Source organism: Hydrogenophaga sp. ANAO-22 (assembly GCF_042466645.1).
In the GTDB taxonomy this organism is placed as follows: Bacteria; Pseudomonadota; Gammaproteobacteria; order Burkholderiales; family Burkholderiaceae_C; genus Hydrogenophaga.
Genome location: NZ_CP159956.1, coordinates 1,253,656 through 1,266,647, shown reverse-complemented (window position 1 = coordinate 1,266,647; position 12,992 = coordinate 1,253,656). Strand labels below are relative to the sequence as shown.

The 12,992-nt window shown below is 59.5% G+C and carries 10 protein-coding genes and 2 pseudogenes; 6 read left to right on the top strand and 6 right to left on the bottom strand.

Translation table 11 applies throughout. The features are described from left to right. Positions 1-114 precede the first annotated feature (114 nt). From ABSY19_RS05925 to ABSY19_RS05905, 5 genes and pseudogenes are all read right to left on the bottom strand, one after another. Positions 115-234, bottom strand: a pseudogene (locus ABSY19_RS05925) (hypothetical protein); the annotation flags it as partial. A 200-nt stretch (positions 235-434) separates the two neighbouring features. Continuing rightward, positions 435-1,847, bottom strand: coding sequence for a multicopper oxidase family protein (locus ABSY19_RS05920; RefSeq protein WP_382160074.1), 1,413 nt, complete (start codon positions 1,845-1,847; stop codon positions 435-437). A 17-nt stretch (positions 1,848-1,864) separates the two neighbouring features. Continuing rightward, positions 1,865-3,301, bottom strand: coding sequence for a TolC family protein (locus ABSY19_RS05915; RefSeq protein WP_382160071.1), 1,437 nt, complete (start codon positions 3,299-3,301; stop codon positions 1,865-1,867). Continuing rightward, positions 3,298-3,615 carry a hypothetical protein gene (locus ABSY19_RS05910; protein WP_382160068.1) on the bottom strand — a complete coding sequence of 106 codons (318 nt, stop codon included), beginning with the start codon at positions 3,613-3,615 and terminating at the stop codon, positions 3,298-3,300. The genes ABSY19_RS05915 and ABSY19_RS05910 overlap by 4 nt, the downstream gene beginning before the upstream one ends. A gap of 147 nt (positions 3,616-3,762) precedes the next feature. Beyond that, entirely contained in the window at positions 3,763-4,590 is an 828-nt protein-coding gene (locus tag ABSY19_RS05905; RefSeq protein ID WP_382160065.1) for a copper-binding protein, read from the bottom strand. A gap of 312 nt (positions 4,591-4,902) precedes the next feature. Here ABSY19_RS05905 and ABSY19_RS05900 point away from each other — a divergent pair. From ABSY19_RS05900 to ABSY19_RS05890, 3 genes and pseudogenes are all read left to right on the top strand, one after another. Continuing rightward, positions 4,903-5,688 (top strand): annotated as a pseudogene (locus ABSY19_RS05900) (IS5 family transposase); the annotation flags it as partial. 917 nt (positions 5,689-6,605) lie between these two features. Further along, a complete protein-coding gene (locus ABSY19_RS05895; protein ID WP_212745177.1) occupies positions 6,606-9,263 on the top strand; it encodes a tetratricopeptide repeat protein in 2,658 nt (885 codons plus the stop codon). 265 nt (positions 9,264-9,528) lie between these two features. Then, entirely contained in the window at positions 9,529-9,750 is a 222-nt protein-coding gene (locus ABSY19_RS05890) for a hypothetical protein (protein ID WP_382160062.1), read from the top strand. A 60-nt stretch (positions 9,751-9,810) separates the two neighbouring features. Here ABSY19_RS05890 and ABSY19_RS05885 read toward each other — a convergent pair whose 3' ends face one another. Then, positions 9,811-10,278 carry a transcriptional regulator gene (locus ABSY19_RS05885; protein WP_382160059.1) on the bottom strand — a complete coding sequence of 156 codons (468 nt, stop codon included), beginning with the start codon at positions 10,276-10,278 and terminating at the stop codon, positions 9,811-9,813. 326 nt (positions 10,279-10,604) lie between these two features. Between ABSY19_RS05885 and ABSY19_RS05880 the strand changes: the two genes are divergently transcribed. The 3 genes from ABSY19_RS05880 to ABSY19_RS05870 all read left to right on the top strand — a co-directional run bounded on the left by ABSY19_RS05880 (position 10,605) and on the right by ABSY19_RS05870 (position 12,880). Continuing rightward, positions 10,605-10,955 (top strand): transposase, encoded by a 351-nt coding sequence (locus tag ABSY19_RS05880; RefSeq protein ID WP_382155579.1) that lies wholly within the window; start codon positions 10,605-10,607, stop codon positions 10,953-10,955. Beyond that, positions 10,952-11,284, top strand: a complete 333-nt coding sequence (tnpB, locus tag ABSY19_RS05875) for an IS66 family insertion sequence element accessory protein TnpB (RefSeq protein WP_382155582.1) — start codon at positions 10,952-10,954, stop codon at positions 11,282-11,284. Before ABSY19_RS05880 ends, tnpB begins: the two co-directional genes overlap by 4 nt. An 81-nt stretch (positions 11,285-11,365) precedes the next feature. Further along, entirely contained in the window at positions 11,366-12,880 is a 1,515-nt protein-coding gene (locus tag ABSY19_RS05870; protein WP_382163701.1) for an IS66 family transposase, read from the top strand. Positions 12,881-12,992 lie beyond the last annotated feature (112 nt).

The following is a 12,992-nucleotide window of genomic DNA, read 5'->3' as shown; positions in this document are numbered from 1 at the left end:
CGTCCCGTGCGCCAAGCGTATCGTCGCGCCTGGTACCGTACAGGTCAATTGCACTGCATCCCGAGATGCTTGGGGTATCGGGTGTCTAAGAGCCAGGCCGCCCTTTGCCGTGCCCAGGAAAGTTCGGACATGCTCGCTCACACGGCTTTCGCATAAGTCATAGACCACCGACTTAGTGTTCTCGAAGGCGCCGTAGGCCCAGAGGTAGGCTCGATGTGTTTTGCCGTTGCCGGGCTTGGCAGTGGTGGCGGCCTCACGTGGCCATACGAACTTGCCACTGTTCACGTGCCGCGCTGCCAGCCAAGAGTGGGATGGGAGGACGGTTAACCCGCCCGCCACCTTCGGGCACTTGCTCCCGCCCCGGTGGGCCATACGCGCTACTTACGAAGCTGCCGCAAGACATCGACAGGGCGTGAATCCGGCAAAACGGTACTTCAGTGGCTTCCATGCACAGAGGGTTTCTTGATCTTCACAACGGTATCCGTTGAGGGCTTTTCCTTGCGAGGCATCGACTGTCCTCCCTCGGCCTTGAAGCGGGCTGGTTCGGCCATCGGACCAGTAAATTCATAAGCCATCGTGCCTTCGGGGTGCTTGTACCAGCCGGGGTTCTTGTAGTCCCCCGGCTTTTGGTCCCGGCGAACTTTCACGACGCTGAACATGCCGCCCATCTCGACCGATCCATAGGGGCCGTCTCCCGTCATCATAGGGATCGTGTTGTCTGGAATAGGCATTTCCATTTCGGTCATATCCGCCATGCCGCGCTCTCCCATCACCATGTAATCGGGAATGAGATTGTTGATCTTCTTTGCCACCCCACGGTGATCCACGCCAATCATGGTGGGAATGTCATGACCCATTGCGTTCATGGTGTGGTGGCTCTTATGGCAATGGAAGGCCCAGTCGCCTTCCTCATCCGCCAAGAACTCGATCTGACGCATCTGACCGACTGCCACGTCCGCGGTGACCTCATAAAGCCGTGTACTCTTCGGCGTGGGACCTCCATCGGTACCAGTCACGATAAACTCGTGGCCGTGCAGATGCATTGGGTGATTGGTCATCGTCAGGTTGCCTATCCGAATGCGGACCTTGTCGTTTAGACGTACGTTTAGAGAGTCAATGCCGGGGAAGATGCGACTGTTCCAACTCCACAAATTGAAGTCGAGCATCGTCATGATTTTCGGCGTGTAACTTCCAGGATCGATGTCGTAGGCGTTGAGAAGGAAGCAAAAATCGCGATTCACCTCGTCAATCAGCGGGTTTTTCGTCTTGGGATGCGTAATCCAAAAGCCCATCATTCCCATGGCCATTTGAGTCATTTCATCCGCATGGGGGTGATACATAAATGTGCCGGGGCGGCGCGCCACGAATTCGTAGACGAAAGTCTTTCCGGGCTGAATGGGGGGCTGGTTCAACCCCACCACCCCATCCATTCCATTGGGGAGTCGTTGCCCATGCCAATGAATACTGGTGTGTTCAGACAACTTGTTGGTCACAAACACCCGAACGCGATCACCCTCGACAACCTCGATGGTGGGGCCGGGGCTCTGGCCGTTGTATCCCCAAAGGTGGGCTTTGAAGCCAGGAGCCATTTCTCGCACCACGGGCTCAGCCACTAAGTGAAACTCCTTAACGCCTTGGTTCATCCGCCAAGGCATCGTCCAGCCGTTGAGGGTAACCACCGGGTTGTAGGGGCGACCCGAATTGGGCACCAAGGGGGCCATGGTGTCGGGACTGGTTTGAAAGACAGGTTCAGGCAGCGCCGCCATCGCCACACGGCTCACGCTCGCAGCGGCCACGGCTCCTCCGGCAATACTAGCAACGCGGAAAAAATCTCTTCTCGAGGTCATTTTGGCTTCCTTTGGGATCAATGAGCTGCGCCAGATTCAGTGGCGACTCCAGCATTGCCGCCCGAGGCTCCAGCGCTTGTAGGCTTGCCGATGAGGGAGGCTTGGAGTGCAGCGTTCGCTTGCCAGAACTGCTGCTCGGCGTTTAGGGCCGCCATGACGGAGTTCACTTGATCGCGAGAGTCGGCCAGCAACTCGAAGACACTAATAAGCATTCCGTTGTAACGAAACTGATTTTCTTCTGAGATGGTTTTCCTAAGCGGGATCACCTCATCGCGGTAGTGCCGAGCGACGTCGTAAGCGGTTCGGTAGGCGGAATAGCTTTCTCGAACACTTGATCCAGCCGCGCGAGCCGTCGCCTCCAAGCGGTTAGCAGCGGCCAACGTTTGTGCATTCATCGAGTCGCGCCGCATGCCTCCCCAATCAAAAATCGGCAACTCTAAGCTAATTTCAAAACCGCGACGTGTCTGCTTGGAATTGTCTGCCCTGTCAAAAACGGAATCTCTTCGAATTCCTAACTCAATGTCTGTGAACGTCGACACAGTGTTCCAGCCTTGCGCACGGGCGGCAGCGTCATATTCCGCCTTAGCGATCTGAAGGTCCAATCGAGCTTGGGACGCTTGACGGCCCGCTGCCTGAGGAGACAAAGGCTCTTTGGGCAATATAGGCAAACGCTCTGGCAGCTTAAGCATCACTGCTTGGTCGTCATCCAGGCCCAGCAACCTGATCAACTCTTCACGAGCTGCTGTGGACTGGTGCTGAGCAACGGCTAATTGGTTCGCCGTATCCGCATAGAAGGCTTGCTGGCGTGCTCGGTCCAGCTTATTAAAATTGCCGACTGCTTGCAGCCTCTTGGCCAATTCGGCACTGGCTTGGGCACTAGCAAAGACTTGCTGGGTGTACGAGAAAGTCTGCTGGGCCGCGACAGCACGCACCCAGGTTTGGCGAACTTGAGTGACTTGATCGACCACATCGCTGCTCAGGCGTAGTTGGGCCTGCTTGATGCGCCCTTCTGCAATGCCTTTGCGCGCAGGCAACATCAATAAGTCCAGCAGGCCTAAGGACAGGAGTCGCCCAATTTCGGTTTCGTCTCCCAAGCGCATACGCTCGAGGCTGAGAATTGGATTGGCAATGCGGCCGGTCTGGGCTGCCATGGATGCATCAGCCCAACTTTGAGCCACCATGGCCTGCATTGACGGACTATTAACGAGCGCAAGCTGAACGGCGTCTTTCTGCTCCAGAGGCTTACTCAGCAGATCCAAAGCACGTCTGCGCAAGCCATCACGTTCGCCTTGGTCACGGGCAAGTGTGAGCTGGCCATCCGTAAAACTGTTTGCCGTCGCATTGGCACTAGACAGGCTTTGTTCCAGATTCACACTGGCGCAACCCGACAACACCACAACAGCAGCTGCAGCGATCGCGACTTTCGTATGGCGCATTCGTAAGAGGCGGATCATTTCTTGCCTCCATGAGGAGCATCATGTCCTGGAGCAGGCTGATCAGATTGGGTCGCAGGCTCCGCTTGGCGTATCTCCTTGGCGTAGGCACGCCATCCCCCAATCTCCCCCACCTTGTCATTGGCTTCCTTCCAAGATTGAACAGATTGCTCCTTGTAGGGCTCGTATTCCGACAAAGCCGACCTGTAAGCAAGCTTGTAATCCGTCTTGATGGTTTCCGGCTCTGGAGCCTGCGCTAATGCGAGAGACGGAACGAAAAATACAGTCGCTAGGAAGCAGCGTACCTGGTTTTTAGCGAGCAGATGAATTTTCATATTTCTCCGCGATTTTTAAGAAGATAGGTTTCCCAAGTTCACTGGCGAATAGTCAATTGCCGCTTTTCGCGAAATGGCCCAGCACGGAAAGGCTCTGCAGCTCTAACCCTGCGGTTCGCCAAAGCCGTATCGCTGCTCGCAGTCAAATCATTTACGAGATTGGATGTCCGTTACGACCATCTTGCCTGCTTCTTGGATGACGATGAACTGAATTTTTTCACCCACCTGAACCTTGTCCAACATTGCCTTTTCCTTGGCTGTGAAAACCATGGTCATTGCGGGCATATCCAGGTGCTTAATTTCTCCATGTTTGATCGTAATCTTCCCGCCTTCTTTATCAATCTTGCGGATTTCACCGTCCGTCAAGCCAGGACTGGCTGCCGTTCCCATCTTTCCTTGGTCCATGCCCGATTTATTTTGCACCATCGTCATTTGCGCCGGTACGGGACCAGCAGCTGCTAGTGAAGGCGAGACCGCTGATGCTGACTTGTTGGTCACACTAATTTGACCCTTCATCCCCGCCTCGTAGTGCCCCGGGTGAAGGCAGGCGAAATCAACGACTCCACCCTTGGTGAAACGCCAGATGACCTCACCTGTTTTTCCCGGCTTTAAGGAAATTTTGTTAGCTTCTTCATGCTCCATGCCCGGATTTTTTTTCATCACCTCGTAGTGCTCTTTTAATTCCTTTTCCGTGCCCAGGCTGAATTCGTGCGGTACCTTGCCAGAATTTGTGACGACAAAGCGGATCGTTTCTCCCTTCTTGACGGCTACCAGGGAGGGAGTGAAACGCATGCTATCTGCGGCATCGACTTGAATGGTCCGTGAGACTTTGCCAGCAACACCAGCTTCGCCAATGGGCGATTCATCGTGTCCGCCGCCGTGTATGCCCGCCGCAGTAGCAGACGAGGCGGCAAGAAGAGTCGCCGCGAACCAAAGACCTGAGCGCTTGGTGAAGGAGGCTTGTGCGAATGTCATTTGAACTCCTGGCAATTAAGGTAAAGAGGTGAACGGAAAGTTTAAACAAGTGCTTCAGCCCAATATGGGCACTGACGCCGCCAAGAAAAATGCAACGCCTCAAGTCGACTAAGGTTACCTAATGGACTGTTCTGTCTTTTGGACTTCCTATTCGCTATGGTCGAAGTATGTATAAGCCTGCCTGACGCGAGCCCGTCTGCTTCCTTACAAAGGTGTCAGGTTCGGTTGCAACCAGCCGCTGGCAGTGGAAATCACGCTAGGGAGCGTCTGCACGACCCTGGTGCCCCTGGCCCGATGTGAGACAGTGACGGCATGAAACAAGTGAGCCTGGGCGAGAGCGGATTCGAGCGCAAAACCAAGAGGACGCGCAAGCGCGAGTTCCTCGACGAGATGAACCTGGTGGTGCCGTGGGTTGAGCTGATTGCACCGCACGCGCCAGCGCGCGGCGCCAAAGGGGAGCGCCCGCCGTTTGCCGTCGAGACCATGCTGCACATTCACTTCGTCCAGCAGTTGTTCAACCTCTCGGGCCCGTCCATGGAAGAGGCTGCACGACATGGCGCTGTTTCGTGAATTCGTGGGCCTGGATGCCGGGGCAGACAACCTGCCCGACGAGAGCGCCATCCTGCGGTTCCGTCATCTGCTCGTCGCCCACAACCTGAGCTTGCAGATTCTGGCCACCGTCAACGCCACGCTGGCCGCCGAGGGGCTCCTTCTGAAGAGCGGCACGGTGGTTGATGCCACCTTGATCGCAGCACCGAGTTCGACCAAGAACAGCAGTGGCGGGCGCGACCCCGAGATGCACCAGACCAAGAAGGGCAACCAGTGACACTCGGGATGAAGGCGCGCATTGGGGTCGATGCGGACTCGGGCCTGGTGCACACGGTGGTGGGTACAGCGGCCAACGTCAACGACGTGACGCAGCCGCACGCACTGGTGCATGGAGAAGAAACGGACGTCTATGACGACGCTGGTTACCTGGGCGTGGGCAAGCGCGAAGAGACCCAAGACATCGCCGTCAACTGGCACGTGGCCATGCGACCGGGCAAGCGCAAGGTGCTGGACAAGAGCACGCCGATGGGCGCGATCATGGACCAGTTGGGGTCCAAAACCCCTCTTCCGCATGCCCATAAATAAGCCTCGATAAGATATAGTTATCGCGAGTCGTCGCTGCGTTCAAAATGAGGATTGGTCGGACTCGCGCGCGAAGGTAAATCTCTTTACGCACTTGAGCTACCGCAGCGCACTGCCGCACATGCCCTCCGGGATTGAGCTCGATGCGAACGCTATTGCTCTCCATTTGGAGGCCGTCGAAACACTGGACGAAGCACTCGAAGCTCTTCGGAGCAACGAATAGCGCCGTCGCGTTCGTGACTGGATCCGGTGACTGGATCCGGTGACTGGATCCGGAAAATTTAGCCAAGTCGACTGTCCCGTAACCCTATGATCTATCGAGGGCTTCTGTCTTTGCGATGGCAAAAGCATCGCTGTCCTTCGAGAGGCAAGCATAGCGTCCACACAGCGACGTGCATGGAATTCCCTACCAACCGCAGCCACAGAATGTGAATGCAATATGCGTGTAGCCTCGACCCGCTTTCGACTGAGCTGGCATGACGGCTATCGGCCGATACTGGGTGAAAACGTGTGCGCACACCGTTTTCACGGGCGGCAAAACCATTTCCCATGGTCTCGATCGTGGATGCTGACGCGATCTGAAAGGTCGACTTTCTACTTGATTCAGGCGTTTTCAAACAGCCTCGGCCCGTTGCTGGCCTTCGGGGTAGTAGCTAACATGATCCACTCGGACACGCTTGCGCAACTGACTATTTCCTCAAGACTGAGTGAAGCTGGTCAGCTTTGAAGTATTTGTTGTTGGCCTGGCGCGCCTTCAACGGCAACCGTAACAGGAAGTCGTCTGCGTCAAGTAGCCCCTTGAGGACGCCCTACAAGGACCTTGACGCACAGCCGCGCAACACCGTGTCCATAAGTGCGCGGGGGGCGTTCCTCAGGAGGAAGCTATGGCGTCGGGATGGGGCGAGGAGATATTCGGCACGGTCCTGGGCGGTTTGCCGGCCGTCAACAAACTGGTTCCTCGCCGCTTTCGGCAGCGTGCCATCGCACGCTTAAACGACGTCAACCCTTTTGCGTCAATCGCGGCCAACGAAGACCTGCTGCGCGCACTGCGCCTGGCTTGGATTGAGGCGGCGCTGCAGATCGACTGTTCGGTGGTGCAAACCTGCGCAACGCCCGAATGGGCCTCGCAAAGTCGAGACATTCAGCGCTTCTCGACCGTTTTGATCACTGGTCTGCGTGCGCTGCGTGCTGAGGCCTTCGACCGCGATGTTCACCCGGGACATGCTCCCATGGACCGGCACCTGCGGGAACTCGTCGTCGACTTGCCCGCGACGATGACGGGGAACCGTGCGGCCGCTGGTGAAGCTATGACAGAGTCATTTCGCGAGAATGTAGCGGCGGTATCCGGTTGGCCGATACACGAGGTGCCGAGCCTGCACGAGCAGATCGCCCGCCAGGGCCTTCCTGTGCCAGGGGCCAGCAGTCGGCGCACCTTCGGCGACTTGGTGTATGCCGTTTTTGCCGAGACGATTAAGAGTCCAGATCGCTATCCAGAGGCGAGCCAAGCCTTTGTGATCGCCATCGGGGGCTTCGGGGTAGAGCTTGGACAGCAGTGCCTTGAGCTGCTGCGTGGCCAAGATGCGCGGCTCGACCGCTTGCTCGATTCGCTAGGCGGCACCTCAATCGAAGGTGGGCTCGCTGCTTGGCTTGGGCGCGTCGATGCTGAGTGGACTGCGCGCTGGCAAGTCCTGAGTGATCAGGTCTCGGTTGTTGACGCGAAGATCGATCTCCAGACAGGCATGCTCGACCGGATGCAAGAGCAACTGGCCCAACTGGTGGCTGCCATTGAAGCCAAAGGGCAGATTGGTAGCGGGCCAGGCCAACTCGCTCACAACACTGTGCTTTCCCTGGCCAAGCGCTTGCGCCCAGATGACCTGATCGAGTTTGATCGCGCGGTGCAAGAGCTAGATGCCGCGGTGAGCGTCGCTCTGGAGCTTATCGCGAAAGGGCACTCGTCGTACTACCAGGATCTGTTCGTTGACGAAGTGCTCGTCCGTGTTCGCCAGTCGATCGAGGAAGGTCAGCTCGAGCAAGGTGCACAGTCGATCGACCAGGCTCTTGCGGAACTGGACCGGCGCGAGGCGGGCGAGCGTGAAGCTGCGCGGCGCCGACGTGTGCAGTTGCTCGAGGCATCCGTGAGCCAGGCGATGCTACTGCGCCAGCCGCAGCGCGTGGCCGATGCGGTGGAGAGGCTGGTTGGAATCCATCATCCGGTGTGCGCCGCGGCGAGTGAGCTCTTCAAAAATAGGCTCAGAGCGTACTGCGCAGAAGGCGAGGAGCGCGGCCTGCGCTTGCCCCTGGAGGTGGCGGAAGCGTTGGCACGCAGGCGCCTAGCGGTGGCCGGGAGTCGCGAGGAGCGCGGTGAGGCGTTGGTCTGGCTTGGCACTGCGTTGGCGGTCTTAGGAAAGCGAGAGCCCGGCACTGAACGGCTGCTGCAGGCGGCGCAAGCGTTTCGGGCCGCGTCGCAGGAGTGCATGCGCGAGCGTGTGCCGCTGGAGTGGGCGACGACGCAGAACAACCTTGCCAACGTGCTGAGTGACCTTGGTCGGCGCGAAAGCGGTACCGAGCGACTCGAGGAGGCGGTGCAGGCGTATTTGGCCGCATTGCAGGAGTGCACTCGCGAGCGAGCGCCACGGGACTGGGCGATGACGCAAAATAACCTGGGTACCGCGCTCAAGACCCTCGGTGAGCGCGATGTCGGCACCGAACGGCTGCAGCAGGCGGTGCAAGCGTACCAGGCAGCGCTACAGGAACGCACTCGCGAGTGCGTGCCGCTGGAGTGGGCGATGACGCAGCACAACCTCGGTACCGCGCTAAAGACGCTTGGTGAGCGCGATGGCGGCACCGAACGGCTGCAACAGGCGGTGCAGGCGTATCAGGCTGCGCTGCAGGAGCGCACCCGCGAGCGCGTACCGATGCACTGGGCGATGACGCAGATGAGCCTGGGCAATGCGCTCAAGTCCCTTGGTGAGCGCGAAGGCGGTATCGTACGGCTGCAGCAGGCAGTACAGGCGTATCTGGCCGCGCTACAGGAGTACACGCGCGAGCGCGTACCGCTGGAGTGGGCGATGACGCAGAACAATCTGGGCAGTGTGCTCACAACCCTCGGCGAGCGCGAAAATGGAACCGAGCGCCTTGAGCAGGCGGTGCAAGCGTGCGAGGCGGCGCTGCGGGAGCGCACGCGGGAGCGCGCTCCGCTCGCGTGGGCGATGACGCAGAACAACTTGGGCAATGCGCTCAAGTCCCTTGGTGAGCGCGAAGGTGGCATCGAACGGCTCCAGCAGGCGGTGCAGACGTACCTGGCCGCGCTACAGGAATACACGCGTGAGCGCGCACCGATGCACTGGGCAATGACGCAGAACAATCTGGGCGATGCCCTCACCACCCTTGGCGAGCGCGAAAACGACCCCGAGCGGCTGCACCAGGCGGTGCGGGCGTACGAGGCCGCGTTGACGGTCATCACGCGTGAGACCGCGCCGTATCACCTCGAGATCGTTCAGCGTAGCCTCGCAAAATGCCGGCGCCTGATCAACAAACGATGAGGTGGCGAAGCTTGTCAAACTGGAGGTAGCTGCCGCAAGCCGCCAACGATCGATCAGTGGCGGTTTCTGGAAGGGGCGTGTGGAATTTGCGTGCTCGCACAAGCGGCGCCGTAGCCACTGGCGTGGATTGGCGGCAGCGTTGCTGGGATTGCCTTCTGAAAGTGCTTCAAATCGCATGAACCAGCCAGCCCCGGTGGCTTGCGAATTTCGATTTTTTGATAGTCCACGATTTAGCATTATGTGAATATTCTTAGCGCCAAGAGGAGTGAATCAGCAGGCGAACATCCTGGTCCTGTTTCCGCAAACGGACGACCTATTCCTGACCCGGCGCATCGCGGATATCGGCGCCGAGCTCTTGCAGGCCATGGTTCACCAGCGCTACGAGCTGCGCCACGCCATCGTCATAACCCCCGGCCGAGTGGTGCGGAACCGGGGCAAGCATCTGGGCGACGCCACCATGGCCACCACCATCGCGCGTGCCCAGTAGCTTTTTGGCGTTCAGGTCGACGCGTTAGCCTGAAACGCCCGCGACCTCCCGCGATCCCAATCAGGTAGGTGTTGTGGCCTTAGCTATGGCGGCGCGCTTTCCCAGTTTCATGGCGGTCTGGATCCGAAGAAGAGCTCCTGCACGGGGCTGCGCCTTGCCGGTCTCCCACTTCCAAACTGATAGCGTAGATGCCTCCACCAACCGGCCCATTTCACTTTGTGTGATTCGCAGGGTCTTGCGGAAGTCTGCAAATGCCTCGTGGTTAAAAGAGCCCAGCGCCCCCACAGGCGAGCGGGTAGCGGGCTTGGTCGGTGGGGGAACTGATGGCAACACTACCGCCGCTGTCTTGTGGGTCACGCGCTCGGCACGAAACAAGCGGCCTTGCAATGACTTTACGTCGCGCTTGAGGGCTGCAATGTCTGACCGCTGGGTCGTACAAGTCTTGCGCAAAGCGTCGAGCTCGGCCTTGAGCTCCTTGCGTGCTACTCGGGCGATCTCTCTTTTGAGGTTTTCTGCGAAGGTCGTCATGGTTGCATCGTACGGCCTAACGAGATCGCCCGCAAAACCGGCGTTGTACATCGCAGGCGACTGATACGCCTTATACCTTGTGTGCACTGATCTACCGCGACGGTGATCAATTTTGGCTGCAGCGAGGGAGGGTAGGCCGCGCCTAACAGTGCAGATTGCTGCGGGACTTTTACGGGAGTCAGATCTCAAGCAGGTCGAAAAACACCCCAAAAAGCCGAAGAGTCCCGCTGACACCTATATGAATGTAAGCGCGCGGCCATCCCACCCTTGAAGGGATCGGTCTAAGCGGCAACGATGGTGTCCACCAAGCGAAATAGGTGGACACCATGAATGAAGCCAAGAAGAAGACTCGCCGGCGGTACGACGCCGAGCTCAAGCAGCAGATCCTTGCCGAGTGCGCCAAGCCAGGCGCTTCGGTGGCCAGCATTGCCCTGTCGCACGGCATCAACGCCAATGTCGTGCACAAGTGGCGCCGCGAAGCGGGTGGCGCGCTGCCTGCACTCCAGGCTCCCGCATTCGTTCCAGTGCCGCTGCCGCCAGCGGCATGTTCACCAAGGCCTGCACTTGCACCAGACATCCGCGTCGAGCTGCGCCGTGGCGCCACCAGCGTCTCGGTGACCTGGCCCTTGGATGCGGCCGATCAGTGCGCCGTGTGGATGCGAGAGCTGATCAAGTGATCCGGGTTGATGCGCTGTGGCTTGCCACCGAGCCGCTGGACATGCGAGCAGGCACCGAGACGGCGCTGGCCCGCGTGGTGTCGGTCTTCGGCGCAGCGCGCCCGCACCACGCCTACCTGTTCGCCAATCGGCGCGCCAACCGCATGAAGGTGCTGGTGCACGACGGCATCGGTGTGTGGCTGGCAGCGCGTCGCCTGAACAGCGGCAAGTTCGTCTGGCCGCGTGATGCGGCCAGCACCGCCTCGCTTAGCCGCGCCCAGTTCGATGCGCTGGTGCTGGGCCTGCCCTGGCAGCGCCTGGCTGACGGCGGTGTCATCACCGTGGTCTGACTCTGAAGCGCTGACCGGCGCTTGCCAATTGGGGCATGCGCCAATGGTGCGCACATTCCAGTGCTGGCACAGTGGATGCCCATGGTGGTCGAGCCTCAATCCCTGCAGAGCCTGAGCGCAGAAGAGCTGCGTGAGCTGACCACGCGCCTCATGACGCAGCTGCGCCACCAGAGCGCGTTGCTGGACAAACTCACGCACGAGAACGCGCTCTTGAAGCGCATGAAATTCGCCGCCCAGTCCGAACGCTTCAACCCCGAGCAGAAGAGCCTGCTCGAAGACGAGATCGAGGCCGATCTGGCGGCCGTGGCCACGGAGATCGATGCGCTGCAGGAAGCGCAGGCACCCGCCAAGGTTGAAGAGAAGAAGGTTCCCAAGCGCGCGCCGCTGCCAGCCAACCTGCCGCGGCGCGAGATCCGCCACGAGCCCGACTCGACCACCTGTGCCTGCGGTTGCCAGATGAAGCGCGTGGGCGAGGACGTGGCCGAGAAGCTGGACTATGTGCCTGGCGTCTTCAGCGTCGAGCGCCACATCCGTGGCAAGTGGGCTTGTGCGAAGTGCGAGACGCTCACCCAAGTCCCCGTCGATCCGCACATCATCGACAAGGGCATCCCCACCACCGGGCTGCTGGCGCAGGTGCTGGTGGCCAAGTACGCGGATCACCTTCCGCTGTACCGCCAGGAAGCGATCTTTGGTCGAGCTGGTCTCGCGATCCCGCGTTCCACGCTCGCTCAGTGGGTGGGCGCCTGTGGCGTGCAGTTGCAGCCACTGGTGGATGCCATGAGAAACGAGCTGCTGCAGCACCGCGTGCTGCATGCCGATGAGACGCCGGTGTCCATGCTCAAGCCGGGCAACGGAAAGACGCACCGGGCCTACCTCTGGGCCTATGCCACGGGTGCCTTCGAGAACACCAAGGTGGTCGTCTACGACTTCTGCGAATCACGCTCGGGCGAACACGCCCGGCGCTTCCTGGGTGACTGGAGAGGCAGCCTCACCTGTGACGACTTCAGCGGCTACAAGGCCTTGATCGCCAGTGGGGTGACCGAGGTCGGCTGCCTGGCGCACGCGCGGCGCAAGTTCTTCGATCTGCACGCGGCCAATCAAAGCCAGATCGCCGAGTTCGCGCTGCAGCAGTTCGCGCGGGTCTACGAGATCGAGCGCGAGGTCAAGGCGCTCAGTGCCGAGCAGCGCCAAGCCATCCGGCAACTACAAACGAAGCCGCTGCTCGATGCCTTGCACCAGTGGATGCTGCTGCAACGTCAGAAGGTGCCTGAGGGAACAGCTAGCGCCAAGGCGCTGGACTACAGTTTGCGGCGCTGGGAGGCACTGACCCGGTTCGCGGATGACGGGCAACTGCCCGTGGACAACAACTGGATCGAGAACCAGATCCGGCCCATTGCCATTGGCCGTAACAACTGGCTCTTCGCTGGCAGCCTGCGCGCTGGCCAGCGGGCGGCAGCCGTCATGAGCCTGATCCAGTCAGCGCGAATGAATGGCCACGACCCGTATGCCTACCTGCGCGATGTGATGGCACGCCTGCCTATGCAGCGCGCCAGCCAGATCGGCGAGCTGCTGCCACATCGCTGGCAGCCAGCCTGACAAAGCAATCTCAAAAACACGACCGCGCCATGCGGTCAAGATGGGATGGCCGCGCGCTTACATATGAATCACTAACTTACAGCGGAATTTCTGACTACAAACCAAGCTATTG

What these genes read in the sequence shown, in the direction of transcription:
- ABSY19_RS05910 (WP_382160068.1), bottom strand. Translation starts at nt 3,615, where the DNA reads ATGAAAATTCATCTGCTCGCTAAAAACCAGGTACGCTGCTTCCTAGCG.
- ABSY19_RS05885 (WP_382160059.1), bottom strand. Translation starts at nt 10,278, where the DNA reads ATGACGACCTTCGCAGAAAACCTCAAAAGAGAGATCGCCCGAGTAGCA.
- ABSY19_RS05905 (WP_382160065.1), bottom strand. Translation starts at nt 4,590, where the DNA reads ATGACATTCGCACAAGCCTCCTTCACCAAGCGCTCAGGTCTTTGGTTC.
- ABSY19_RS05920 (WP_382160074.1), bottom strand. Translation starts at nt 1,847, where the DNA reads ATGACCTCGAGAAGAGATTTTTTCCGCGTTGCTAGTATTGCCGGAGGA.
- ABSY19_RS05870 (WP_382163701.1), top strand. Translation starts at nt 11,366, where the DNA reads ATGGTGGTCGAGCCTCAATCCCTGCAGAGCCTGAGCGCAGAAGAGCTG.
- ABSY19_RS05895 (WP_212745177.1), top strand. Translation starts at nt 6,606, where the DNA reads ATGGCGTCGGGATGGGGCGAGGAGATATTCGGCACGGTCCTGGGCGGT.
- ABSY19_RS05915 (WP_382160071.1), bottom strand. Translation starts at nt 3,301, where the DNA reads ATGATCCGCCTCTTACGAATGCGCCATACGAAAGTCGCGATCGCTGCA.
- ABSY19_RS05880 (WP_382155579.1), top strand. Translation starts at nt 10,605, where the DNA reads ATGAATGAAGCCAAGAAGAAGACTCGCCGGCGGTACGACGCCGAGCTC.